Annotated in this window: 23 protein-coding genes and 1 pseudogene; 10 read left to right on the forward strand and 14 right to left on the reverse strand. The window is 69.9% G+C overall.

What is annotated here, in order from left to right:
• Positions 1-71 precede the first annotated feature (71 nt).
• Positions 72-1,109 (reverse strand): SDR family oxidoreductase, encoded by a 1,038-nt coding sequence (locus ACTRO_RS11110; RefSeq protein ID WP_051452352.1) that lies wholly within the window; start codon positions 1,107-1,109, stop codon positions 72-74.
• A gap of 182 nt (positions 1,110-1,291) precedes the next feature.
• Between ACTRO_RS11110 and ACTRO_RS11115 the strand changes: the two genes are divergently transcribed.
• Positions 1,292-1,501, forward strand: coding sequence for a hypothetical protein (locus ACTRO_RS11115; RefSeq protein WP_051450651.1), 210 nt, complete (start codon positions 1,292-1,294; stop codon positions 1,499-1,501).
• A gap of 36 nt (positions 1,502-1,537) precedes the next feature.
• Here the strand turns inward: ACTRO_RS11115 and ACTRO_RS11120 are convergent, their stop codons facing one another.
• Both ACTRO_RS11120 and ACTRO_RS11125 read right to left on the reverse strand, forming a co-directional pair.
• Positions 1,538-1,858, reverse strand: coding sequence for a hypothetical protein (locus ACTRO_RS11120; protein ID WP_034263079.1), 321 nt, complete (start codon positions 1,856-1,858; stop codon positions 1,538-1,540).
• 106 nt (positions 1,859-1,964) lie between these two features.
• Complete coding sequence (locus ACTRO_RS11125; RefSeq protein ID WP_034263081.1) at positions 1,965-2,438, reverse strand: hypothetical protein; 474 nt, start codon at positions 2,436-2,438, stop codon at positions 1,965-1,967.
• A gap of 127 nt (positions 2,439-2,565) precedes the next feature.
• Here ACTRO_RS11125 and ACTRO_RS11130 point away from each other — a divergent pair, with 127 nt between their 5' ends.
• From ACTRO_RS11130 to ACTRO_RS11140, 3 genes are all read left to right on the forward strand, one after another.
• Complete coding sequence (locus ACTRO_RS11130) at positions 2,566-3,594, forward strand: lactonase family protein (RefSeq protein WP_084316163.1); 1,029 nt, start codon at positions 2,566-2,568, stop codon at positions 3,592-3,594.
• 167 nt (positions 3,595-3,761) lie between these two features.
• Complete coding sequence (locus tag ACTRO_RS11135) at positions 3,762-5,039, forward strand: ATP-binding protein (protein ID WP_245594667.1); 1,278 nt, start codon at positions 3,762-3,764, stop codon at positions 5,037-5,039.
• 211 nt (positions 5,040-5,250) lie between these two features.
• On the forward strand, positions 5,251-6,750 hold the full coding sequence (locus tag ACTRO_RS11140) for an IMP dehydrogenase (protein ID WP_034263084.1): 1,500 nt from the start codon (positions 5,251-5,253) through the stop codon (positions 6,748-6,750).
• A 4-nt stretch (positions 6,751-6,754) separates the two neighbouring features.
• Here ACTRO_RS11140 and ACTRO_RS11145 read toward each other — a convergent pair whose 3' ends face one another.
• The 4 genes from ACTRO_RS11145 to ACTRO_RS11160 all read right to left on the reverse strand — a co-directional run bounded on the left by ACTRO_RS11145 (position 6,755) and on the right by ACTRO_RS11160 (position 12,398).
• Positions 6,755-8,020, reverse strand: coding sequence for a cytochrome P450 (locus ACTRO_RS11145; protein ID WP_034263085.1), 1,266 nt, complete (start codon positions 8,018-8,020; stop codon positions 6,755-6,757).
• A 243-nt stretch (positions 8,021-8,263) separates the two neighbouring features.
• Positions 8,264-8,872, reverse strand: a complete 609-nt coding sequence (locus ACTRO_RS11150; protein ID WP_051450653.1) for a TetR/AcrR family transcriptional regulator — start codon at positions 8,870-8,872, stop codon at positions 8,264-8,266.
• 234 nt (positions 8,873-9,106) lie between these two features.
• Positions 9,107-10,588: an RICIN domain-containing protein gene (locus ACTRO_RS11155; RefSeq protein WP_063627970.1), complete on the reverse strand. Its 1,482-nt coding sequence runs from the start codon at positions 10,586-10,588 to the stop codon at positions 9,107-9,109.
• Between the two features lie 55 nt (positions 10,589-10,643).
• Positions 10,644-12,398: an RICIN domain-containing protein gene (locus ACTRO_RS11160; RefSeq protein ID WP_034263088.1), complete on the reverse strand. Its 1,755-nt coding sequence runs from the start codon at positions 12,396-12,398 to the stop codon at positions 10,644-10,646.
• A gap of 110 nt (positions 12,399-12,508) precedes the next feature.
• Between ACTRO_RS11160 and ACTRO_RS11165 the strand changes: the two genes are divergently transcribed.
• Positions 12,509-13,168, forward strand: coding sequence for an NUDIX hydrolase (locus ACTRO_RS11165; protein WP_211244193.1), 660 nt, complete (start codon positions 12,509-12,511; stop codon positions 13,166-13,168).
• Positions 13,161-14,114: a phosphotransferase enzyme family protein gene (locus ACTRO_RS11170; RefSeq protein ID WP_084316165.1), complete on the forward strand. Its 954-nt coding sequence runs from the start codon at positions 13,161-13,163 to the stop codon at positions 14,112-14,114. The genes ACTRO_RS11165 and ACTRO_RS11170 overlap by 8 nt, the downstream gene beginning before the upstream one ends.
• Before the next feature lie 206 nt (positions 14,115-14,320).
• Here the strand turns inward: ACTRO_RS11170 and ACTRO_RS11175 are convergent, their stop codons facing one another.
• Positions 14,321-15,301, reverse strand: coding sequence for an aldo/keto reductase (locus tag ACTRO_RS11175; RefSeq protein ID WP_034263091.1), 981 nt, complete (start codon positions 15,299-15,301; stop codon positions 14,321-14,323).
• A 63-nt stretch (positions 15,302-15,364) separates the two neighbouring features.
• Here ACTRO_RS11175 and ACTRO_RS11180 point away from each other — a divergent pair, with 63 nt between their 5' ends.
• Positions 15,365-15,733, forward strand: a complete 369-nt coding sequence (locus ACTRO_RS11180; protein WP_034263092.1) for a MerR family transcriptional regulator — start codon at positions 15,365-15,367, stop codon at positions 15,731-15,733.
• A 56-nt stretch (positions 15,734-15,789) separates the two neighbouring features.
• Positions 15,790-17,367 carry an ATP-dependent DNA ligase gene (locus ACTRO_RS11185; protein ID WP_034263093.1) on the forward strand — a complete coding sequence of 526 codons (1,578 nt, stop codon included), beginning with the start codon at positions 15,790-15,792 and terminating at the stop codon, positions 17,365-17,367.
• Here the strand turns inward: ACTRO_RS11185 and ACTRO_RS11190 are convergent.
• From ACTRO_RS11190 to ACTRO_RS11205, 4 genes and pseudogenes are all read right to left on the reverse strand, one after another.
• Positions 17,361-18,086, reverse strand: coding sequence for a GOLPH3/VPS74 family protein (locus tag ACTRO_RS11190; RefSeq protein WP_084316166.1), 726 nt, complete (start codon positions 18,084-18,086; stop codon positions 17,361-17,363). The genes ACTRO_RS11185 and ACTRO_RS11190 overlap by 7 nt on opposite strands.
• Before the next feature lie 34 nt (positions 18,087-18,120).
• Positions 18,121-18,591: an SRPBCC family protein gene (locus ACTRO_RS11195; protein WP_034263096.1), complete on the reverse strand. Its 471-nt coding sequence runs from the start codon at positions 18,589-18,591 to the stop codon at positions 18,121-18,123.
• Between the two features lie 75 nt (positions 18,592-18,666).
• A pseudogene (locus ACTRO_RS11200) lies at positions 18,667-19,350 on the reverse strand (SDR family NAD(P)-dependent oxidoreductase); the annotation flags it as partial.
• On the reverse strand, positions 19,326-19,736 hold the full coding sequence (locus ACTRO_RS11205; RefSeq protein ID WP_342673724.1) for a TetR/AcrR family transcriptional regulator: 411 nt from the start codon (positions 19,734-19,736) through the stop codon (positions 19,326-19,328). The pseudogene ACTRO_RS11200 and the gene ACTRO_RS11205, both read right to left, overlap by 25 nt.
• A 291-nt stretch (positions 19,737-20,027) precedes the next feature.
• On the opposite strand from ACTRO_RS11205, the gene ACTRO_RS11210 reads away from it, so the two are divergent.
• A complete protein-coding gene (locus tag ACTRO_RS11210) occupies positions 20,028-21,824 on the forward strand; it encodes an APC family permease (protein ID WP_084316167.1) in 1,797 nt (598 codons plus the stop codon).
• Positions 21,825-21,841: 17 nt separating this feature from the next.
• Here ACTRO_RS11210 and hpnR read toward each other — a convergent pair whose 3' ends face one another.
• Complete coding sequence (gene hpnR / locus ACTRO_RS11215; protein ID WP_034263097.1) at positions 21,842-23,359, reverse strand: hopanoid C-3 methylase HpnR; 1,518 nt, start codon at positions 23,357-23,359, stop codon at positions 21,842-21,844.
• 118 nt (positions 23,360-23,477) lie between these two features.
• A complete protein-coding gene (locus ACTRO_RS11220; RefSeq protein ID WP_034263098.1) occupies positions 23,478-23,717 on the reverse strand; it encodes a three-helix bundle dimerization domain-containing protein in 240 nt (79 codons plus the stop codon).
• 124 nt (positions 23,718-23,841) lie between these two features.
• On the opposite strand from ACTRO_RS11220, the gene ACTRO_RS11225 reads away from it, so the two are divergent.
• Complete coding sequence (locus ACTRO_RS11225; protein WP_211244194.1) at positions 23,842-24,828, forward strand: STM4015 family protein; 987 nt, start codon at positions 23,842-23,844, stop codon at positions 24,826-24,828.
• Positions 24,829-24,834 lie beyond the last annotated feature (6 nt).

Genomic DNA, 24,834 nt, shown 5'->3' on the forward strand with positions numbered 1-24,834 from the left:
CCTCCTGGAGGGTTGAGCTGTGGTTCTTTCGCGGGTTGGCGCGGGCCGTCGCGGGCCGCCGGCTCGAAAGCTCAGCGGCGGCGCCCGAGCAGGCCCAGCGCGGCGGCGGCCAGCCCGCCGCCGGCCGCCGCGGCGAGCACGCCGTGGTGCTGCGAGCCCCACAGCTGCACGCTGCGGTCCTTCGCGCTCTCGTCGAAGCTGCCGTGCGCGCAGTGGTCGTGGCCGTCCGCGCCGTCGGCGGCGGTGAACAGGTTGTCCTCGATCTCGGGCTCGGGCCGGTCCACCTGCTGCGAGGAGAACCCGGTCTTCGCCAGGTAGCGATCCAGCACGCCCGGTGCGACGGCGTTGGCCAGCAGCGTGCCGACCGTGCTGCCGCCCACCCAGTACTCGCGCCGGCGCGGATGCACGGCCGCGTACGCGATGGCGCGCCCGGCGAGCTCCGGCTGGTAGATCGGGGGGACCGGCTGCGCGGGCTTGCCGAGGCGGGAGCGGACCCAGTCGAACTGCGGGGTGTTGACCGCCGGCAGCTGCACCATCGTCACGTTGACGCCGCTCTTGTCGTGCATGAGCTCGCAGCGCACTGATTCGTTGAAGCCCTGGATGGCGTGCTTGGCGCCGCAATACGCGCTCTGCAACGGGATCCCGCGATAGGCCAGCGCCGAGCCGACCTGCACGATGGTGCCCCGGTCGCGCGGCAGCATGCGCCCCAGGGCCGCGCGGGTGCCGTACACGTAGCCGAGGTAGTCGACCTCTGTCACGCGCCGGAACTCGTCCGGCATGATGTCGATGAAGCGGGCGAAGACCGAGGTGAACGCCACGTTGACCCAGCCCTCGATCGGACCGAGCCAGTCCTCGACCTCCGCGGCCACCTGCTCGATCCGCTGCGGGTCGACCACGTCCGCCGGAAACGCCCTGGCCGTCCCCCCGGCCTCGGTGATCTCCTTGACCGCGCCGTCCAGCCCGGACTCGCCCCGGGCCACCAGAGCCACCTTCGCGCCGGCCCGGGCGAGCTCCGAGGCCGCCGCACGCCCGACCCCGGCGCTCGCGCCGGTCACCACCACCACGTCGCCGGGTTTGATCCCCGCAGCCTTGCCGTTCCTCGCGACCATGGGCACCATGTTGCCCGGGCGATCGAGGCCAAACATCACGTACTTTCGGTTTTGTCACGGACTGTTTGTACCGATATAGGCGGGGTAGGGCTGGCCCGAACCGCACAGCGGCAAGCGTCCGATCCACCAGCGCCCGGACTCCGGCGAGGTCCTCGCCTGCCGCCCGTAATGGCTGATGGTGGTTGGCCGAACTGCGTGTCGCGCACCCCCACGTGACCGTGGCGCTCGGCGTGAGAGCCGGACAGGCGCTTTTCGGTTCGCCCTTCCAGGTAGGCGTCTACCGCGCCGTGCTGCGCGCGCCGGACCGGGACAAGATGCCGGCGGGCATGATCGAGGACCTGCGCACTGCCAAGCGCCTGCTCGACCAGGCGCAGGTCCTCGATCCCCGCTAACTACCGCACGTCGTCCGGCGCGGCCCGCTGCGCAGGTCAGCCCACGGCGCGTTCAAGCTGGGCCTTGCTCATCTTCGATCGTCCGTCGACGCCGCGGCGCTGGGCCTCGGCATAGAGCTGGCGGTAGGTCTGCCCGCCCGAGCCGCTGTGCGAGCGCTGCCCGCCGCGCCGGCTCGAGGACATGTCCCGCAACGATTCCTTGCTCGCCGTCTTGGCCTCGCCGGTGCGCGCCCGTTCCTTGTTCACCGTGCGCGCGGCGATCTCCTTGGCCCGCCCCGGCTTCGTGCCCCGGGCGCGCTGGCTCTTCTCGATGTGCTCGTACTGCCGCTCCCGCTTGGGGCTCGATCCGCTCGGCATATGTGCACCTCCTTGGAGTCGTCCCCCTGAAGTTCACGACGGCGTGGCGGGTGCCCGCCGTCGTGCCGCCCAAACGGCCGGGCCTCGGCATTGCGCCTGAACGTCGTCAGTGCCGGGTCTCGACCAGGGTCTCGGCGTTCTCGTCCGCTGTCGGGACCACGACCGCGCGCCGGGAGTTGAAGCTGCCCGCGAGCAGCAGCAGCACACCAGCGCCGAGCTCCAGCCAGAAGCCGGCCCGCACGTTGTGCAGGGCGGTGTCGAAGTGGTGCCCGTAGTAGCGGAAGGCCTCGATGGCGAACATCACCGCGACGATCACGGCCGCCGCCCCGGCCAGCCGGGTCAGCCAGCCGCTGGGATCGACCAGCGCGACCACCGCGACCAGCGCGATCAGGATGCTGAGCCCGCCGACGGTCTTGACGATGTCGCCGGTCGCGCCGAAGTCCACGCCCGTCAACACGTGCAGCGTCAGCTTGTCCCCGGTCCGGAACGAGGTCCAGCCCTGGAATGCGCCGATGACCAGAGCGACCACTGCCAAGACGCTGGCGAGGACCCTGCCGGATCCGTTCGTACGTACCATCATCACACCTCCGGGTGACGGTTCCTGCTGGTAACCGAACGGATCTCGGGTAACCGTCCCCGCCGCGCGCAAACCGGGGCCGGGAACAGCGGGCCGGGACCCGCTGGGCCGGACGGGCTAACATGCCAGGATGCTGATCATCGTCGGATCTACCGCAGGAGGACGGGGAGTCACGGTCTTCTCGCAGGACACTGATGGATCTTTGGAAAGCACCGGCGCGCCGGTCGGGATTCCCTCTCCGACCTTTCTCACCTCGCATCCGCGCCTGCCGGTCGTCTACGCCGTCAATACTCTGGCAGAAGGAGCCGTCACCGCCCTTTCCGTCGACGGCGACGGAATACTGACGCAGTTCTCGAATTCTCGGAGCGGCGGCGTTCAGCCGAGCCATGCGGCCGTCACCGACGACGGCCGTTTCCTGATCTGCAGCCACTACGGCGGCTCCGGCGTCGTTTCGGTGCTGCCCGTCACCGACGACGGCTCCCTGCGAGCCCCTCACCACGTCGAGGTGCCCGCCGGTGACCGGCGTGCCATCTCCCACCACGTCTCGACGTGCGACGACGAGGCCGTCATCACGTTCCTCGGGCTCGGCGAGATCCGCGGATACCGCATCGACCCCGAAGGCGCGCTCGCACTCGCGTGGACCGCGCACGCCGACGATCCCAAGGCGGGCCCACGGCATCTCGTCCGCCACCCGGCCGGGCCGTGGTTCGTCAGCGACGAGCTCAGCTCGACCGTGTCGGTCTACCTGCCTGACCAGGCCGGCGGCGTACGCTGGAGCGGATCGGTCCCGGCCTCGCTGGCCGAGCCGGTTCCGGGCGACCCCAACCGCCCCTCGGAGATCGCGCTCTCACCGGACGGCCGGTTCCTGTACGTGGCGAACCGGAGCGCCGACACCATCGCCGCCTTCACGGTGGACGGACCGCGGCTGCGCCACCTCGGCGAAACGCCTGCCGGCGGCGTCCGGCCGCGTCACTTCGCCTTGGTCGGATCGCGGCTCTACGTGGCCAACGAGCGTTCCGCGTGCATTACGACGCTGATGATCGAGGCCGGAACAGGAAAGCCGGGTGATCCGCGCAGTGTGGCCGAGGTCGAACGGCCCACCTGCGTGCTGAGTCTGGAACCGGACCGTCGATCGCTTGACTCACTCAATACTCGATGATGAAATAAGGCGCACCCGCCACCTTGGGAGAGCGTTCTCTCGCCGGGTCGGCGGATAGTCTCCCGGAGGCACCGATTGGCTCAGGATGTCGCGCGTGCCGTTGTGCTTCCCGTGCATCCTGCTCTATCTCGACGGGGTCTGACCATGAGCGAAGAGAGTTGAAGACGGTGGACGCCTCCGCGCAGACGTCCGGCACCTTCTTCGGGACCTTCGATGCCGAGCGCTTCTGGCAGAAGTCTGACCGCAGCGCCCTCCCGGAAGCAGCCGCGCGCCCTACGGCGTCGGCGCTCGCGTCGGCCGACGAACTGTTGATCATGCTCTCGACGCCGGGCGACGCGGTGCTGTGCAGCCGCGAGCCGACGCCGGGGCTGCTCGACCGGCTGGCCGTATACGGATCCTGCGGCTCGGTGCGCGGCGTGCCCGGCGACGCGGACGTGTGCGTGGAGGAGCGGATCGCCGGCTTGGCCGGCCAGCTGAGCACGCCCGGCAACCGCGCGCGGCCCTACGCCGTGATCCCCGCTACAGCGCGGGCCATCCAGGCGCTGGGCATCGCCGAACACAGCCCGCCGGCGGAGGCTGCGGCCACCGTCAACTCCAAGGTCTGGTCGAACGCGTTCAGCGTCCGGCACGGCCTGCCGGGCGCGGCGACGGTGGTGCGTTCGAGCGCCGAGCTCGAGGCCGCGGCGGCCGGGATCGAAGGCCCGGTCGTCCTCAAGAGCGCCCACGGCGTGGCCGGCCGCGGCTCGCTGCTTGTGCACGAACGCAGGGTCCTGACCAGCATCGGCGCACGCCTGGACAATGCCGACACCGCCCTGCTCGTGCAGCCGTACCTGGTACGCACCGCCGATTTCTCCGCCCACCTGGACGTCGACGCGTGCGGCACCACCCGGCTGGTCGGCCTGCGCGGGATGACCTGCCAGGGCCTGGCGTTCTCGAGCTCTGACACGCTCGACGAGTCGCTGGCGCAGCGCCTGCGCTCCGACCCCGACTACACCGCCACACTGTGGCAGCTCGGCGTAGAGCTCGCCGAGGCAGGCTATTTCGGGCCGGTGAGCGTGGACGGCCTCGTCACGCGGGACGGCACGCTCGTGCCGGTCCTCGAAGTGAACGCCCGCCTTTCCATGGGACGCGCGGGGTTGGAGCTCGACCGACGGGCGCCGGGTCTGTGCAGCAGCCTGGGCTCGTTCAACGCCCCGGTGGCCGAGGGGACGAAGTACGAGGACCTGGACGCACGCCTCGATACGGCCGTCCGCGACGCCGACCTCGCGTGGGAGGGCGGGAGCCGCGCGGGCGTGGTCCTGCTCACCGGCGCCACGTTGCAGCCGCCGACCGGCCGGATCTACTGGGCGGCTCACGCCGGTTCGCCGGAGAAGATCGAGCTCTTGGTCCAAGGTCTGCGCGCGGCCCTGACGAGCGCCGGATTCCCCTGCCAGGTAACGCGATGACCTCCAGCGCACCGGGTTTGGAGTCTCCGGCTCTGGATCAGTAGGGTTCGGGATCACAGCACCCCCTCGACGTTCGGCAGCGGTCGCTCACCTCCTTTCGGCGGTTCGGCGTCCGTGCTCCGGCGTACCCCGGGCACCCGCCGAGCTGGAAGGGGGGCTCGACGGTGCGGTCGCGCGGGCAGCCCGCCGACCCGAGGACACGGGAGTGCCAGTGGCGCAGATCATCGCAGGGGTCTCACGGACGTTCACCGAGTACCTGCTGCTGCCGAACCGCACCTCCACGGACTGCTCGGTCGCAGCCGTGGACCTGCGCGCTCCGCTCGTGCGCCACGCGAGGGGACAGGCCTCGGCGATCGAATTGCGCACCCCGTTCACCTCGGCGATCATGCAGGCGGTCAGTTCGCCCGAACTGGCCATCGCCCTCGCCCGCAACGGCGGCCTCGGCTTCCTCCACCACAACCGGTCGATCGACGAGCAGGTCGCGGACGTGGTGACGGTGAAGAACTTCAAGGCGGGCTTCGTGGTCAGCGACACCAACGTCCGCCCCGAAGACAGCCTGCGGCAGCTGAGCGAGGTCATGGCGCGCACGGGGCACAGCACGGCGGCCGTGACCGAGGACGGCACGGCGACCGGGCGGCTGCTCGGCCTGGTCACCTCGCGCGACTTCCACCCGCAGCGCCACGATCCCGATGCGCCGGTCTCCAGCCGGATGCGGCCGATCACCGAGGTCGCGCACGCGGCCGAGGAGGTGACGCTGTCCGAGGCCAACGCCCGGCTGTGGGAGGAACGGCTCGACTGCCTGCCGGTCCTCGGCCCGGACGGGCACCTCAAGCATCTGGTGTTCCGGGCGGACTACACCGACAACAAGCGGTTCCCGGTGCAGCTGGTCGACGACGCCAAGCGGCTGCGGGTGGGCGCGGGCGTGAACACGCATGACTATCGGCAGCGAGTACCGGCCCTGGTCGAGGCCGGCGCGGACGTCCTGTGCTTCGACTCCTCCGACGGATACAGCGACTGGCAGGCCGAGGCGCTGCGCTGGGCCAAGCAGCACTTCCCGGACGTGCCGATCGGCGGGGGCAACATCGTGGACGGCGACGGCTTCCGCTTCCTGGCCGAGGCCGGGGCGGACTTCGTGAAGGTCGGTGTCGGCGGCGGCGCGATCTGTATCACCCGCGACCAGAAGGGTATCGGCCGCGGCCAGGCCAGCGCGATCATCGATGTGGCCGGGGCCCGCGACGCCTACTGCGAGGAGACCGGCCAATACGTGCCGCTCTGCTCGGACGGCGGGCTCGCGCACGACTACCACGTGGCCCTGGCACTCGCGATGGGCGCGGACTTCGTCATGATGGGCCGCTACTTCGCCCGCTTCGACCAGGCACCCGGAGCGAAGGTGCGGACCCGCGAAGGATTCGTCAAAGAGTACTGGGGTGAAGGCTCGAACCGGGCGCGCAACTGGCAGCGCTACGGCCAGGGGGGAAATCAGGGATTGCTGTTCGAAGAGGGCGTCGACGGCTTCGTGCCCTACGCCGGCGACCTCTCCGAAGGACTCGCATCCACGATCGCGAAGCTCAAGGCCACGATGGTCTCCTGCGGTGCCACCACTGTGCCGCGCTTCCAGACCACCGCCCGGCTGACGCTGGTCTCGGAGCAGAGCCTCCAGGAGGGCCACGCGACCGTGATACTCCGCGAGACCACCGGAACCGCCAGCTGAAGTGCTACCAGGTGACAGGGAGGCGGTAGGCGCCGTAGACGATGCCGTCGTGCTTGAGGGGGACTTCGGCCGGGTCGATGGCGAGGCGGAGGGTGGGTATGCGGCGGTAGAGGGTGCCGTAGACGACCTGCAGCTCCATCCGGGCGAGCGGCTGGCCGAGGCACTGGTGCACGCCGAAGCCGAAGGCGGTGTGGCGGCGGGCGTTGCGGGTCAGGTCGAGGCGGTCCGGGTCCGGGAAGGCGGCGGGGTCGCGGTTGCCGAGGTCGCTCGCGAGGATCACTCCTTCGCCGGCCCGGATCCTCTGGTCGCCCAGTTCGATGTCGGCGAGCACGGCGCGGCGGCGGCCGGTGTGGACGATGCTGAGGTAGCGCAACAGCTCTTCGACGGCGGCGGCGAGTTGCGCGTGGTCCTCGACGGCTCGCAGGCGGTCGAGCTGCTCCGGGTGCTGGAGCAGGGCGAAGGTGCCGAGCGCGATCATGTTCGCAGTGGTCTCATGGCCGGCGACGAGCATCAGGACGGCCATCTGGGCCACGTCCTCGCGGGTCAGCTCCCCCTCCGGGATCCGCTCGACGAGGTGCGAGATCAGGTCGTCGCCAGGCTCGGCGAGCTTGCGCCCGACGAGGTCGTCGAGGTAGAGGTAGAGGGCGGACCGGGCGGCGGTGCGCTCCTCGTCGGAGCCGCTGAGCTGGAGCAGGGTGCTGCTGTTGCGCTGGAAGAAGCCGTGGTCCTGATACGGCACGCCGAGCAGCCGGCAGATCACCAGCGAGGGCAGCGGCAGCGCGAAAGCCTGGACCAGGTCGGTCGGGTTCGGGCCGGCGAGCATGGCGTCGATCAGCTCGTCCACCAGCGTCTGCACGCTCGGGCGCAACGCCTCGATCCGCTTGATGGCGAAGGACGCGGTGACCATCCGGCGCTGGCGGGCGTGCTCGGGGTCGTCCATGGCGATGAAGCTGATGCCGCCTTGGCCGGGCACGGGGTGCTTGCGCGAGGGCGTGGACGCGGCCTGCCGGGGGTAGCCGGGCGAATCAGGGTCCGCGCTCAGCCGCGGATCGCCGAGCAGCGCACGCTGATCGGCGTGGCGGGTGACGAGCCAGGGCGTGCTGCCGTCCCACAGCCGGACCCGGATGAGCGGCGTCTGCTGCTGGAGCTCCTGCAGCAGCGGCGGCGGGTCGAAGGGGCAGCCGGACGCCCTGCGCATGGGGTAGTCGGGAATCGCCGCGGCCGTGGGGTTGTCAGTGGGATTGTCCGCGGGGTGGTCGAGGATGCTCATGAAGCCGCCTCCTGATCGAGCACGCACTGGCCGGAAGCACAGCACCGGTCTTGTTCCACCGACACTGGCCACGGTCATCCTCCTCGCGCAGATCGCCGTACGTGAGAAGTCAACTGCGCCAAGTGATGATAAGTCAAGCGTCCGACTTACAATCTCGGGAATTCGTGACTGGGCGTATCAATCAGGGATCGATGATGTGCGCAGGCGATTAGATAGTCAGCTCCCGAAGACTCTGCTGGGGCATCAGCGGTCGACGGATACGGGTGCGAGCAGGAGCCCGGAGACGGCGTCGACGAGCAGGCGCGCGACCGGATCCCAGTCCGCTCCCCCGCCGCCGGCCCCCGGCTTCGCCGCTTCCGCGAGCACCCCCTCGTGCTCCGCGCAGGTGTGCGCGATCAGGTACCTGATCATCCGCAGGCGCTGCTCGCGCACGCCGCCGGGCAGCGCGGCGAGGGTGGGTCCGAGCCCGGCGGCGATGCGCGCCATGCCGGGGGCGGTACGCGTCTCGTCCAGGATTGTCCGGCCCAGCACCGGATCCGTGCTCACCTGCAGCGAGAACCGGGCGTACCAGGACGGGACGCCGAGCGACGCCAGGTGGTCGGTGAGGGGGCGCACCAGGCACGCGAACCAGTCCCGCGGCGCGGCTTGCGGGCCGAGGTGATCGAGCATACGCCGGCGGCGCTGCTCCACCTGCTCGAGGTGGCGGTGCACGACGGCCTGGATCAGGTCGTTCTTGGTGCCGAAGTGGTAGCCGACGGCCGCGTTGTTGCCTTGCCCCGCCGCCTCGCTGATCTGGCGGCCGGAGACCGCCGCGATCCCCCGCTCAGCGAACAGCCGCTCGGCCGTCGCCATGATCAGCTCGCGGGTGCCCGGCGTCGGCCCCGCATGGCCTGTCCGTCCCGCCCGCCCTATCTGCCCGGCGCGCCCCGCCCGCCGCGCATCGCCGCTCCCGCCGCTTTCCACCGCTCCGCCACCGGGCCCTTCCCGTCCGCCGCGGGCCGCCTCAGCCCGCTCCCGCCGTTTGAGGCAGAAGGGTACTGATACCGGCGGTCGGGTGCGAGAAGAGCCCGGCGGTGCGGGGAGCGGCTATCCGAGGGTCCACTCCTGGTTGGTTCCCCCGTCCGTCGGCCACTGGATGACGATGCCGCCGGTGCTGGTCGAGCCGCCGGAGACGTCCACGACCTGGCCGCTGTTGAGGTTCTCGAGTTCGTAGCTCGCGTTGCTCGACGACGTGTACGAGCCGACGGCGTTCAGCGCCCATTCCTGGTTCGCGCCGCCGTTGCACGCGTACTGATCCAACTGAGTGCCCTGAGTGGTCGAGCTGCCCGGCACTTCAAGACACAGCCCGCTGTTCACGTTCGTCAGAGTGTAGATATTGCCGATCACTGCCTTGAGCTGCCACTGCTGGTTCGTTCCGCTGTGGTTGGTCCACTGGATGATCTTGGTGCCGCTCGCGGTGGACCCGCCGTTGACGTCCATGACCAGGGAGCTGTTGGCGTTGGTCAGATAGTGCGTGGCATTGGCCGGGTTCGACGTGCCGGTCCACGTCCCGGTGCTCTGGTCGAGCGTCCACGAGTTCTGCCATCCGACGGCGACCGTGCCGCCGGAGATGTCCATCGGCAGCCAGATCAGCGGCGAGGTGCCGAGGTTCGAGGTCGTCCAGCGGTCGCCGGCGTAGATGTACGTGGTGCCCGAGCTGCCGCTGACGGTGATGATGTTCGCGGTCTGCGTGTTGTACGTGTTCGTCCCGGCGGGCGCGAAGCTCTTCACCGCCGACCACGGCCCGGCCGGTGAACTCGCCGTCGCGTAGATGTTGTCGTTGGTGGACCAGCCGGTCAGATGCGAGGCGAGCAGGTAGTACGTGCTGCCGACGTGCACCATCGCCGGTGCCTCGTAGTCGGCCAGGAGCGAGACGCTGCCGCCGTTCGAGCTCCCCGCGCTCACGACGCTGAGATAGTCGGAGGAGAGCTTGTCGACGCGCAGTCCGTTGGCGCGGTCCTCAGTGAGCAGGTATGCCGTGCCGTTGGAGTCCTGGAACAGGCCGATGTCGCGGCTCTGGAAGCCGAGCGGCTGCGAGGCTCCGAGGTAGGTGTACGGGCCGCAGGGCGTGGAGCTCTCGGCCACGCCGGCCTCGGCGGCCGAGTAACCGGAGTTGTCGATGTGCATCCACATCACGTACTCGTGGGTCGAGGAGTTGTAGATGACCTTCGGCCGCTCCACGATCCGGTTCGGCCCGAGGTCGCCGCTGGACTGCAACGTCAGTGCTTTGCCTTGCAGGGTCCAGTTCTTCAGGTCGGTCGAGCTGTAGCAGGGGATGTCCTGGAACGACGTGTTCGAACTCGTCTCCCCGGTCTTGTCCTCGCCGTAGGCGTACCAGGTGCTGCCGACCTTGATGATGCCGAGGCCGTGGATCTGCAGGGCGGAGCCGGAGGTGGAGTTCCAGGCGGCGCCGGGGGTGAAGGTCGCGGTCAGGTCGGCGGCCGCTGCGGGCGAGGCCGGCCCGGCGAGGGCGAGCGCGAGGCCGATGGCGGCAGCCAGCGCGGTAGAGAGCAGGGTCCTGATTTTCAAGGATGTCTCCTTTCGTTCTCGTCGGGCCGGCCCGGTCGGGCCGCTTTCCGTCAGGTCACAGCGTCACCGCGGTGCCTCCGAAGGTGACGTTCAGGTGGCCGTTGGAGGCGAAGGACCAGCCGATGGCGCCGCTGTAGGAGGAGCAGCGGGAACCGTTGGTACCGGTCCAGAACTGGTCGGTGGAGTCGGTCTGGCCGACCAGCTTGTCGTTCGTGCCGCTGACGTTGAAGCGGCACGAGGTGTCGTTGCTGAACACCGAGTTGCCCGACTCCCAGTGGAAGTTGCGCTCGCCGTTGTCGATGCTCACGTCGTTGGTGATCGTCATGTTTCCGGGGTTGCTGTTGTAGGTGAACCCGTCGTGGCCGTTGTCGAAGGCGATGTCGTGCACGGCGATGTTGTTGACCGCGATCTTGTCGCCGCCGAGCTTGAATCCGTTCCTGTCGCCGTTGGAAGCCTGGGTCCCGTTGGTCAGCGTTCCCTGGTCGTAGGAGATCGAGTACTCGATCGTCACCGGGCTGATGGCGCCGGTGTCGGACTTGGTGAACAGGTCGTAGCCGTCGTCGATGTTGTTGTGCGAGACGTCGTATTCGAACACGTTGCCGGGGCCGACGGTCAGCTTGGCGTCGAAGCCGTCGGCGTTCTCGCCGGAGGAGTCGTCGTTGTCGTACGCCTCGGAGCTGATGACGAGGTTGTTCGCGGGCCAGGCGCTCTGGGCGGTGGTGGAGTCGATCCGGGAGATCTGCAGTCCGGTGTCGCGGTTGTCGCGGACGACGACGCGCTCGATGGTGTTGTTGCTGCCGCCGATGGCGATTCCATTGTCCCCGGCGTGCTGCACGATCAGGCCGAAGATGTGCCAGTAGGTGGCGTTGACCTGCAGGCCGCGGTTACTGGAGACCTCGCTCTGGGCGGAGAAGTCCAGGATCGGGGTCTCGCCCGGGTAGGCCGAGATCGTCTTGAGGGCGCTCGCGGTGCCGTTGTTGCCGGGCGCGATGGTGATCGTCTGGGTGTAGTTGTAGGTGCCGCCGCGCATGTAGATGGTGCCGCCGGCGCCAATGCGGGTGATCGCGGACGCGAGCGTGGTGGGGGCGGCGAGCGTGCCGGCCGCCGAGTCCGTGCCGTTGGTGGCCACGTAGAGGGCGCCGGTCACCGGGGAGCCGGTGGGGGTAGCGGACGCTGATGGCGATGCCGATGCGGATGCCGAGGGCTTCGACGAAGCGGAGGGGCTCGCGGGCGGCGTGGTGGTCGTACCGGAGGCGGCGTTCAGCGTCCACGACTTCGTCGTGGTGGAGTCGCAGCTGTTCTGCACGACCAGCGTGCCTGCCGTCGTGCCGTTGCTCGAGGTGTTCAGGCACTTGGCGCTGTTGACGTCGACCAGGTGGTACGTGCTGCCGCTCGCGGTGAGCGTCCACTGCTCGTTGGTCGACCCGTCGCAGGCCAGCTGCTCGATCGCCTTGCCCGCCGAGGTCGAGGATCCGGCGACGCCCAGGCACAGCTTGCTGGCCGCGGAGCTGATGCTGTATCCGGAGCCTGATGCGGCCAGGGCCCAGGTCTGGTTCGAGGATCCGGTGCAGCTCTGGACGTCGGCCTGGACGCCGCTGGCGGAGCTGGAGCCGGGCAGGTCGAGGCAGAGGCTGCTGCCCGCGTTGACGATGGTGTAGCTGCCGGCGCCGGCCGCCGCGCTGGCCGAACCGGGCAGGGCCACGACGAAGAGCGCGCCGATCAGCGTGGCCACGGCCGCCGCCGCGACGGCGGCGTACGCCCGCGCCCGCGTGCGGGCACGCCCGGGTCCGGTATTGCTGGGGAGATTCATCTTCAAAGCCTCCACGGCCTGAGCGAATAAGGGAGCTTAAAAAAGCCGCCACCCTCATAGCAGCCGTGCGAAGAGCTTCGCGTGGGGTAAAATACGGCGGCTTCGCAAACTTGGCAAGCAAGGGGATGAAGTTTTCAGCTCCGTGCCCGGCGGCCTCGGTAGAGTCTGGTTTCGTGCACACAGACCACCACCGCGCAGAGATCGCCCGGACGGTCGACGCGATCGTTCCCGTCGACGGCTTGGAGGCAGAGCACCGGCGCGCCGTGCTCGAGTGGGTCGACTCGGGTGTGCCGCTGTGCCGGCTCGTCCCGCCGGATCAGCCGCCGATGCATCTGGTTTCTTGCTTCGTGCCCTGTGATCCGGCGACGGGCGCGGTGCTGTTGACAGCCCATCGCAAGTCAGGCCTCGCGCTTCCGCCCGGCGGGCACTGCGAACCGGGCGAACTGCCCTGGCAGACGGTGCGGCGGGAGTGCGAGGAAGAGCTCGGCCTGCCTGCGGTCGCGCTGCCGTCGCTCGGTGCCGAGCCGCTGTTCGTCACCGTCACGGAGACGCAGGGCCCTACGGTACGCAAGCACACGGACGTGAGCCTCTGGTATGTGATCGAACTCGCGCGCACGGACGCCCGGCTGCGACCCGATCCAGGCGAGTTCGACGGCGTCCGCTGGGTCTCGTTCGACGAACTGCTGGCTGAGCCGATCGAAGGCATGGACCCGCACATGCACCGCTTCGCCCGCAAGCTCGGCACAGCGATGGGCTTCAACGATGCCTGATGTGCGCGCTTATGTCGCAGAGGACTTCGGCATCGAACTGACGTCGCTGGAGTCGATCGACGCGGGCGTAGACCGTGCGGCATCGAACTACCGCGGAGGCGCGGGTGGCGCATCGGCCTACGCCATCAAGTGGTCGTCGGGCGGGTCTGTAGCCGGTTTGGCCGTACCCAGCGCGCTTTCCTCACGTGGAGTGCGGGAGGTCGCGGCTCCGCTGCGCACCCTCGACGGCCGGCTCTATGCCGAACGCGAGGGGCGGCGGCTTTCCGTGACGCCCTGGGTCGGCGAGCGGCAGGGTATTGATGGTGGGCTGGATGAGGAGCAGTGGCGCGGGTTCGGCCGCTTGCTAGCCACGACGCACGCGCTTCCCCTGACGCCGAATCTCGCAGCTGTCCTACCTCGTGCGGCGCACCACGCAGACGTCGCCGCCGCCCGCCAAGCCGACGCGTTCCTGCGCGAGGGCAACCCGCTCGACGCGACGGCGGCCGATGCGCAACAGGTCTGGTTCGAGCACGCCGAGCACATCGAAATGCTGGCTGCGCGCGCGCAAAGCCTTGCCCCAGCAGTGACGCCCAGCACTATCTGCCATACCGATCCCCACCTCGGCAACGTGCTGGCCGCCCCCGGACGGATCTGGCTGATCGACTGGGATGACGCGGCGTGGTCGACGTCGGAGCAAGACCTGATGTTCGTGCTCGGCGGCACCTACGGCGACGAGCACATCGGCGACCGGGAACGCAGCTGGTTCTTCGACGGCTACGGCGAGGCCTCGATCGACCCGCTCCGACTCGCCTACTGGCGCTGCTCCCGCGCTTTGGTCGACGTGGCCGGCTTGGCCGAGGAAGCGTTTCGCGCGGGAGCTTTCGAGGTGGAGTGGCGCGCCACGGCGCTGCGCATGCTGCGGGCGAACTTCGCCGAAGACGGCTTCGTCGCACTGGCTCTGAGCTGATCGGGAAGCGGCGAAGAAAATCTTGGCGACACCCCGTGTGTGCGCCTGAACCTCGGGTACCCGGGGTTCAGGCGCACGGGATCTCCCCCCCGTCCCGTGACGCCGCCTCCCGCTCCTCTCCTCAACCCGCGGGAGGCCAGCGGAGCCCGCCGGCTGCAGCCAAGATGCCGGCGGGCTCCGCCATATCCTCTGCCGGCGGTCGCCGGTCAGCAGCGTTCGCGCAGCTCTTCCACTGCTTGCGCCGGCACTTCGCACGCACCGAGAGCCTCTTCGAGCTGCGCCACCGTACTCACCCCCAGGACCGGGACGACGGCCGGCGTGCCGCGCAGCAGCCAGGCGAGTGCGAGCTGGTTCGGTGTGACGCCGGCCTGCTCGGCGACCTTTCGCAGGCTTCGGATGCGCTCCGCGTTCCCCGGGCTCTGATACTGGCGGGCGATCGGCCGGTCGGCCCGCACGAACGCGCCGTCCTGCAATACGGAGTAGGCCATCAGCGACATGTCCGGCTGCTCGCCGACGTACCGCAGCAGCTCCTCGTCCGCAGCCTCCTGATTCGTGAAGCTCGCGCCCGGGTTGGGCCGCAGGAAGCTGTGACGCTGCTGGACCACCCGGTATCCGGGCACGCCAAGCTCCGCGGCAGCCGCGCGAGCCTGACGGATGCGCGAGGTCGGGTGGTTCGACACACCCGCCATGCCTACAACGCCGCGCTCGATCAGTTCGCCGAACGCGCCGACGGTCTCGACGAACTCCACATTGCGGTCCTCTATATGCGCGAACAGCAGGTCGATCCGCTCGATACCGAGGCGGCCCAGGCTGCCCTCGGTTGCCGACGCCACGACCCGTCGGGACAGACCCTCTGCGGTCCGAGACCAGGTGAGCTCCCCCACGTTCCCGCCCCCGGTCGTACCGACCGGCTGCGCGCCCACCTTCGTGCTGATGACCAGCTCGTCGCGGCAGCCGCGATCGGCGAGCCAGCGGCCGAGCAGCAGCTCGCTCTCCCGACCGGTGCAGCCCTCCCGCCAGAACGCATAGCAATCGGCTGTGTCGAGGAAGGTGCCGCCGGCCTCGCGGAACCGGTCGAGAATGGCGAACGAGGTGGCCTCGTCGACCGCGCTGCCGAAGGGAAGGGTGCCGAGGCACAGGGTGCTGATCTGCGGACCACCCGGTCCGCCCAATGACGTGAACTCCATGCCTCGAGCCTCACAGCTGGAGCGCACTCCAGGTCAAGTCGGCGGATGTGGCAAGCTGCCGTCATGTCCAGCGGCATTCATTCACCCGGCCGAACCGTGGAGCTGACCGGATTCTCCCTCGACACTCTGCGCTACTACGAGCGGATCGGGCTGATCGATCCGGTGCATCGGGCGGTCGGCGGCCAGCGCCGCTACAGCGAAGAGGACGTGGAGTGGCTCGGGATCCTGCGTTGCCTGCGCGACACCGGCATGCCGATCGCGCAGATGCGCGAGTACGCCGAACAGGCGCGCGGCGGGGACGAGACGGTCGCTGACCGGTTGGCCCTGCTCGAGGAGCACGATCAGAGCGTCGCGGAGCAGATCGAGCTGCTGGAGCGGCAGCGGGCCAAGCTTCGGGAGAAGATCGCCTTCTACCGGGCGAGCCTCGGCTGATCCCCAGCCGGGTGCGTCGGGCAGCGTAGGACGCCGGGGCGATGCAGGATGGAAGAATGCTGTTCGCCGACGTGGTCCAGGCCTCCGCCGCGGTCGCCGCGACGCGGTCCCGGCTGGCCAAGGTCGACGTCCTGGCCGCCGCTCTGCAGGCAGCCGCCGCGCCCGAGCCCGGAACAAGGTCGTCCGCCGCCGGCAAGGCCGCCGACGCGACACGCACCGCGATCCGTTCCGTCACCGGCTTCCTGACGGGCTTTCCGGTCCAGGGCCGGATCGGGACCGGCTGGCGCACCCTGGTCCGCCTCGAACGCCCGCCCGCCGCGGCGCCGTCGCTGACCGTCGCGGAAGTGGACGCCGCCCTGACCGCGCTGGCCGGCACGAGCGGGTCGGGGTCGCAGGCGCGGCGCGAGACGCTGCTCTCCGAGCTGCTCGGCCGCGCCACGGCCGTCGAGCAGGACTTCCTGATGCGGCTGCTGACCGGTGAGTTGCGCCAAGGCGCCCTCGAAGGCGTGATGCTCGACGCGATCGCCCGGGCGTGCTCGGCCGAGGGCGAGCGGGTACGCCGCGCCTTCATGCTCTCCGGCTCACTGCCCGACACGGCTGCCGCCGCGCTGCTCGACGGGGTCGAGGCGCTGGACGCGTTCGGACTCGAGATCGGCCGGCCCCTGCGGCCGATGCTCGCCTCTCCGGCCGCGTCCCTGGCCGAGGCGATCGACGAGCTCGGCGCGACTCGGGTCGAGTACAAGCTCGACGGCGCGCGCGTGCAGGTGCATCGGGACGGCGACGACGTGCACATCTACACCCGGACCCTGCGCGAGATCACCGAGAGCGTGCCGGAGTTGGTGGCTCTGGTGCGGGCGCTGCCGTGCGAATCGGTGGTCCTGGACGGCGAGACGCTGGCCCTGAACGACGACGGCCGGCCGCGCCCGTTCCAGGAGACGATGAGCCGCTTCGGTGCCGCGTCCGCGCACGAACTGCTGCTGCGGCCTTACTTCTTCGACTGCCTGCACCTGAACGGCACCGACCTGCTCGATGCGCCGTTATCGGAACGGGTCGAGGCGCTGCGCCGGGTCGCGGCGACCCACCTGATCCCGGGCGTGGCCGAGCCGACGGCCGAGCAGGCCGCGACGCTGCTGACCTCCGCGCTCGCGGACGGCCACGAAGGGGTCATGGTCAAGGCGCTGGCCAGTCCGTACGCAGCCGGACGGCGAGGCCGGGCCTGGCAGAAGGTCAAGCCGGTGCACACCCTCGACCTGGTCGTGCTCGGCGCCGAATGGGGGCACGGGCGCCGGACCGGGATGCTCAGCAACCTGCATCTCGGCGCCCGCGACCCGGACGGCGGAGCGCCGGTGATGGTCGGCAAGACTTTCAAGGGGCTCACCGACGAACTGCTGGCCTGGCAGACCACGACGTTTCCCGAGTACGAGCAGCGACGCACCAAGGCGGCCGTCTTCCTGCGACCGGAGCTGGTGGTGGAGATCGCGCTCGACGGCGCGCAGGTCAGCCCGCGCTACCCCGGCGGCGTCGCGCTGCGCTTCGCCCGGGTCGTGCGCTACCGCCCGGACAAGGAGGCGGCGCAGGCCGACACCATCGACGCGGTCCGCGCGCTGCTGCCGGGCGGCCGACCGGATCAGTGATGGCCGCCTCCCGCCCCTCCCGCGTGGTGGGCCGTGGCGGCGTGGTGCGCGGCCGCCACTGAGGCGTGGATCGCGGCGTCGACGGCGGCTTCCACGGCTGCGTCGACCCCCGCCTGCACGCCTTCCATCGCCTCGCCGACTGCACGCGAAGCCGGGTCGCCCTTGGCGATGAGGTTCAGGCGAGCCCTCGCGGGGCTTCCCTCGCGGCCCGGGTACAGCACCTTGTCGAGGCCGATCACGTGCACCAGAGCGCCGAACGCCGCCTCCACGGCCGCGACAGGCTCCTGCGACAGCGCGATCCCGTCGAGGCGCGCGCGAGCCGCGGCGACCGGCGTGGGATCCACGGTGATCCACCGCGTGCTGGTGAAGACGCCCAGCGCCTTGCTTCGCTGCTCGCGGACGATGCCGAGCTTGGCCAGCTGCCGCAGGTACGTGGTGACCGGGTGCGACCGGCTCCGCGCCACCCAGGTCTTCGGTTTCGGCGGGCGGCCGCCGCCGGTGACTTTGGCGATGTCGGCCAGCGCGGCGTCGAGCAGCACGTCCCCGGTGGGCGCCGGATCGAGGATCACGATCCGCTCGTCCCGGATGCCGACCCGCTCCGCGATGACCAGGCTCACCAGTTCGGCCCCCGCCAGCGCGAAGTGCAACGTGGTGGCCCCGCTCACCCGACCGTCCGGGCGCAGCGCGACGAGGACGATCTCCTCCCCAAGATTTGGCATACCTCGACGATAACCGCGACGTCCGTCGCGCGGTTCACTCGCCGGGTGGGGCCGAACGCTCCTCCAGCAGGCGGGCGAAGCGTTTGAGGGAGCGCGTGACCATGTACTCCACGACCGGCTTGGCCAGGGCGTATCCGAACGCGCCGACGGTCCCGCCGGGGATCTCGAGGTCTTCGTACCAGGTCAGGGTCGTGCCACGGGACACGTCCTCGTCCCCGGCCACCTCGAAGGCGCCGGTGCCGCGTACGACGTTGCCGGTGTGGCGCACCACGCAGCGCTTCGGCGGCTCCCATTCGGTCACCACCATGGTGTCGAGGAAGCCGAGCGGACCGAAGCCGGTGAACGCTTCGATCCGCCCGCCGACGCCCCGGCCGTCCCCGTCGACGGTGCGCACCTTCGTGGCCGTGATCCACGCGCTCTGCGAACGCCAGTCGGTCAGCGCCGCCCAGACATCGTCGGCGGCGACCCGGACCCGGACACTGATCGAGACCTGACTCTCACTCATATGGTCTAGTTTGCCCGACCCTGCGCCCGCGCCCTCGCCGACACCACGGGAGCCGGAGCACACGAACGGGTGAGGCTACGCGGCGACTACGGCCGCGGTCGTCCGTCCGCCGTCGACGTCCAGCACGATGCCGTGCACGAACTTCGCCTCGTCGCTCGCCAGGTAGACGGCGGCGTACGCGATTTCCTCCGGGGTGCCCACCCGACCGGCCGGCGTGCCGTTCATCATGACGTCGCCCGGGTGCGCGCCGTGCGTCATCGGCTCGTGCACCACGCCCGGCGAGATGGCGTTGACCCGGACACCCTGGGGCCCGAACTCCGCCGCCCACGCGCGGGTCAGCGTCTCCATCGCACCCTTGGTGGAGCTGTAGAGCGCGCTGACGGGGATGCCGAGGCGGGAGATCCACGAGCCCAGGTTGACGATCGCGCCGCCGCCGGATTCCGCCATGGCCGGTGCGAGCGCGGCGGTGAGGAAGAACGGCGCCTTCACGTTCACCGCGTAGACCAGGTCGAACGTCTTGTCGTCGACGGTCGTGGTGGTCGAGGGCGGGTAGATGCCGGCGTTGTTGACGAGGATGTCGATCCGGCCGCCGAGCACCGTGGCGGCTCGGTCGGCGAGGGCGCGCGAGGCCTCGGGAGTGCCGTCGAGGTCCGCTTCGACGAAGTCGGCGCGGCCGCCGCGGGCGCGGATGGCCTCGACCACCTCGGCTCCGCGGTCGGCGCTGCGGCCGGAGATCACGACGTGCGCTCCCTCGGCGTAGTACGGCCGACCTGCAGCAGCAGTGAGCCGAGCGGGCAGTGGTCGCCCTGCTCCTCGTAGCGCTGGACCACGACATCGCGCCAGCGCCCCCAGGCTTCCCACGAGTCCAGACAGCCCAGATAAGGCTGCTGATCCTCGAGCACGCGGTCGGCCTCGTACTGCGCGACAGCGAGCAGCAGCTCGTCCTTGCCGCCGGGGAAGTAGTGGAACAGCTGGCTCTTGCTGGTGCGCGTGCGCGCCATCACGTCGTCGAGTGTCACCGCCGCGACGCCGCGTTCCCGCAGCACTTCGGCCGCGCCGTCGATGATCCGTAGACGGGTCGCCCGACCCTTCGCCGTCAGCTCCCGGGCCATGGGACGCGCCTCCCGCTCAGACAGTGATCGCATGAAAGTCAGTGATCGAACGAAGTGGACCGATCAGTCCATTACCTTAACCCCTCGCGCGCCCCGTACACCCCGCCGACACCGCCCAGACCCCCTGCGTACCCTGACTCCTCTCGCGCCCGCCGCCGTCAAGACCGGACAGCGTTTTCTCAGGAATTTCTACCGTTCGGCGTCCCGCAGAGACCACTGGCCGCGCGACGGCGCCGCCTCCCCTGGCCGGGTCGCCGCTCCCGCCCTACTTTGCACGCACTAGTGCACCTGAACACTCATATACCCGATCTTGTGGGGAGATTCATGGCCCTGTCCTCGCACTCCGCATCCGGCGCCGCGCGCGGCGCTCCAGGCGGGATCGCACTGAAGCGTGAGATCGGCTTCATCGGCCTCACCTGGTCCTCGATGGGCTCGATCATCGGCTCCGGCTGGTTGTTCGGCGCCCTCTACGCAGCCCAGGCCGCGGGTACCGCGGCGCTCCTGTCCTGGGGTATCGGCGCGATCGCGATCATCATCCTGGCGCTCGTGCACGCGGAGCTCGGCGGCACCTATCCGGTCGCGGGCGGCACGGGACGTTTCCCGCACTACGCGTTCGGCTCGGTGGCCGGAGCGTCCTTCGGGTGGTTCTCCTACCTGCAGGCCGTCGCGGTCGCCCCGATCGAGGTCTACGCCGCCATCAAGTACGCCTCGGTCCACCTGACCTGGCTGCAGAAGAGCAACGGCACACTGACCTGGCAGGGTCTGCTCATCGCGATCGGGATGATGGCCCTGTTCACGCTGATCAACTTCCTCGGCGTGCGCTGGCTCGCGTTCACCAACTCCGCGGCCACCTGGTGGAAGCTCGCGGTCCCGGTTTTCGTGATCATCGTCCTGGCGACCACCCACTTCCACGGCTCCAACTTCGGCGCCGGCGGGTTCGCCCCGTCCGGCACCGAGGGCGTGCTGTCCGCGGTCTCCACCAGCGGCATCATGTTCGCGCTGCTCGGCTTCGAGCAGGCCGACCAGTTGGCCGGCGAGGCGCGCAACCCGCAGAAGGACATCCCGCGGGCGGTGATCGGCTCCATCCTGATCGGCGCGCTGGTCTACATGCTGTTGCAGGTGGTCTTCATCGCGGCGCTGCCCTCGTCCTCGTTCGCGCACGGCTGGGCGAGCCTGTCGTTCAAGGGCGACGCCGGTCCGTTCGCGGGCCTGGCCAGCCTGATCGGGCTCAGCTGGCTCGGCGCGATCCTGTACATCGACGCGATCATCTCGCCCTCGGGCACCGGGCTGATCTACACCACCGCCTCTTCCCGGGTGTCCTACGGCCTGTCCCGCAACGGCTACGTGCCACCCCTGTTCGAGAAGACCGACAAGCGGCGGGTGCCGTGGTTCGGCCTGCTGGTCGCCTTCGTCATCGGCTGTATCGCCTTCCTGCCGTTCCCGACCTGGAAATCGCTGGTCGGCTTCGTCACCTCGGCCAGCGTGCTGATGTACGCCGGGGCGCCACTGGCCTTCGGCGCGCTGCGGCAGCAGGACCGCGACCGCTACCGGCCGTTCAAGCTCGGCGGCGGCTCGATCATCTCGCCGCTGGCCTTCATGGTCTCCGGCCTGGTCATCTACTGGTCCGGCTGGGACACGCTGCAGAAGCTCGGTTTCGCCATCGTCATCGGCTACCTGCTGATCGGCGCGAACTTCCTGCTCAAGCTCAATCCGCGGCTGCCCCGGCTGGACTGGAAGGCCGCGCAGTGGCTGCCGGTCTACCTGATCGGCCTGGGCACGATCTCCTGGCAGGGCCGTTACTGCAGCGCGGGTCCCGCCTCCACCACCCAGTGCTTCGCCACCAACCGGATCCCGCAGTGGTGGGACCTGGCCATCGTCCTGGTCTTCAGCCTGCTGATCTACTTCTGGGCGATGGCCGTACGTCTGCCGGACGAGCAGGCACTGACCTACATCGGCGACGTGAACGCGCAGATCGGGTCGGCCGACGAGACCGCCCCGGAGAGCGCGGTGGTCGACGCCGCGACCAGCAGCGCGCCGCTCGCGGAGGTCGCGGCCGGCGACGACGCGGCCGCGGCTCCGGAGGATCCGGCGGCGACCGATCCGCCGCCGACCGAACCCTGAGATCCACTGAAAGCCGGCTAGTTGGCCGGGGAGGCCGCGGGGTCCGTGACCGCGGCCTCGCCCCGGACGACGATCGGCCGGTTGTGGATGTAGAGCTTGCGCCGGTCGCCGACATCCAGGCGGCTCGGCAGCGGCAGCTGGTAGTCCACCGGGCGACGGTGGTCGGCCAGCTGCCGCTTCGGGTTGTAGACGGTGTTGAACTTCCAGAGCATCCGGGCGAAGTTCGTCTGGCCGTGCAGCAGGTTGCGCCCGAGCAGCTGCGCCGCGCCGAGCGCGGTGCGCAGGCCGAGGTGCTTGCGGTTGATCACGGCCTGGGTCCGGACGAGCTCGCGGTAGAACTCGGGCAGCGGCAGCGTGGTGGGCACGACGGCGTGCTGGATGTCGAAGAGCCGGTAGTCGCGGGTGGTCAGCCGGCGCGACTCGGTGTGCCAGATCTCGGTGCCGGGGTACGGCGTCATCACCGTCAGGTGCACGATCTCCGGCACCGCCAGCGCGAACTCGCGCACGACGCGGAAGCGCTCCTCGTCCCACGCCGGGTCCACGATCAGGTTGATCGCCACGTTGATGCCGAGCCGGCGGGCCGCCTCGAGCGCACGGAAGTTGTCATCGGGGCTCACCCGTTTGCGGTACAGGTCCAGGCCTTCGGCGTCGATGGCCTCCATGCCGAGGAACATGTAGCGCAGCCCGAGCCTGGTCCAGCGCTCGAAGACCTCCTCGTTGCGCAGCAGGACGTCGCTGCGCGTCTCGAGGTAGTAGCGCTTGCGGATCTTGCGGCGTTCGAGCTCGGCGGCGATGGCGTGGCCGTGCTCGGGCTTGATGAAGGCGACGTCGTCGACGATGAACACATTCGGTTCGCGGATGCTCGCCATCTCCGCGCCGGCGGCCTCGGGCGAGGCCTTGCGGTAGCTGCGGCCGTAGAAGGTCCAGGCGGAGCAGAACGAGCAGTCCCACGGACAGCCGCGGGTGAACTCGATCGAGGCGCAGGGGTCGAGCTCGCCGATGAAGTAGCGCCGCCGATGGCGCGTCAGATCGCGGGCCGGCAGCGGGCTGTCGATGCTGTGCAGCATCAGCGGCTCGGGTCCCTGGCCGGCCGAGGTGACGATGCCGGGCACGTCCGCCACGCCCCCATCGCGCACCGCCTGGAGCAGCGGGCCGACGGCGGTCTCGCCCTCGCCGCGCACCACCGCGTCCACGGCGCCCTCGGCCTGCTCGATCACCTCCTGGGCCACGAAGGAGACGCTGTGGCCGCCGAAGAAGACGAAGCAGCCTGGGACGGTCCGCTTCACCTTGTGCGCGAGCTCGATCGCCTCGGGGATGTTGGCCAGGTAGTTGAGCGAGACGCCGAGGGCCTCGGGCTGGAACGAGGCGATCTCCCGGGCCAGCTCCTTGGCGTCGCTCACCTGCAGATCCACGAGCCGGACCTCGTGGCCCGCATCCCGGGCCGCCCCGGCCACCCGCTCGAGGCCGAGCGGTTCGAGCCGCAGGAAGATCTCCGAGTACATCAGGGCACTGGGGTGGACGAGCAGCAGGCGCATGGATCACCTCGGCGTGGGACGGACGGGGACGCGCGGCCCCGACGAGCCAGGCGTCTTCCATTGTCCGTTTCGTCCCCTGGCGCTGTCGCGCCGAGAAGACCGGACGAGTGACGCCCGATCAGGCCGGTCCGGCGAGTTCCTCGCGCGCCTCGTGCTCGACCAGGATCGGCACGAAGGTGCGCACCCGGCTGTGGTCGAAGCGGTGGTACGCACCGTCGACCGCGGCGCCGACCCGTTCCGGCGCGACGTCGGGGTAACGGCGGCGCAGGCGCTGCTTGACCAGGCCGATCGCGTCGTGTTCGAGTTCGGGCGAGGGGGCTGTGGGCGAGTCGGGGCGAGCGGGCATGTTCGCAGGCATCTAAGGCCTCCTGGAGCCGGTTGCGTCATTCTGGCCATCCGTATTGCCCGGCGACGGGAGAACAATCAGGCCTCGATCGATCAGTGCCGCCTCCCGTGTGGGTGCCGGGGAGTAGCCTGCGCGGGTGATCGAAGAATTTCGCCGCGATGCGCTCAGCACGTTCGACGGCCTGCCCGTACGCGTATTCGCCTGGGACGGCGACGAGGACCCGCCCCGCCCGGAGATACCCGCCGACGTCGAGGCCTTCGCCTGGCGCGTCGGGGTCGACGAGTACGGCGACGCCAATTCGCAGGACATCTTCCCGCTGTTCCTGGAGCACGTCGACACCACCCGCATCAGGGCACTAATACTGGCGGCCTGGGACGGGGACGTCTCGGGCGAGGACGTCGACAAGTTCCAGGCGGCCCTGGCCGCGGCGGCCGACCGCTTCCCCGCGCTCGAGGCGCTGTTCGTCTCGGACATCCCGCAGGATCTGTCCGAGATCTCCTGGATCGAGCAGCGGGATCCGACCGCGCTGATCGCCGCGTTCCCCCGGCTGCGCGTGCTCGGGCTGCGGGGCGGGATCGAAGGGCCCTTCGAGCCGCTGAACCACGCCGGGATCGAAGAGCTCGTCATGCAGAGCGGCGGTCTCGCGCCGCGGGCGGTCCGCGCCGTTGCCGCCTCGAACCTGCCCGCGCTCGCGAGCCTGGACCTCTATCTCGGGATCACGGAGTACGGCGGCGGCGCCACCTCGCGGGACCTCGAGCCGATTCTGTCCGGTGCCGCCTTCCCCGCGTTGCGCCACCTGGGTCTGCGCGACGCGCAGGACGCGGACGAGCTGGCCGCCGCGCTCGCGCATGCCCCGGTCGTGGCCCAGCTCACATCGCTCAACCTCTCGCTCGGCACGCTGAGCGACGTCGGCGCCGCGGCTCTGCTCGCGGGCCAGCCGCTCACCCACCTCAAACAGCTCGACCTGCACCACCACTTCCTGTCCGACGCGATGATGGAGCGGCTGCGGCAGGAGCTGCCCGGAGTGGAGCTGGACCTGGCAGAGCAGCAGGAACCCGATTCGTGGGGTCACATCGCGGACGGAGACCGGGAGCTGTTCCGCTACGTCGCCGTCTCCGAGTGAGCCGCC

The sequence above is a fragment of the Actinospica robiniae DSM 44927 genome, assembly GCF_000504285.1.
GTDB lineage: Bacteria > Actinomycetota > Actinomycetes > Streptomycetales > Catenulisporaceae > Actinospica > Actinospica robiniae.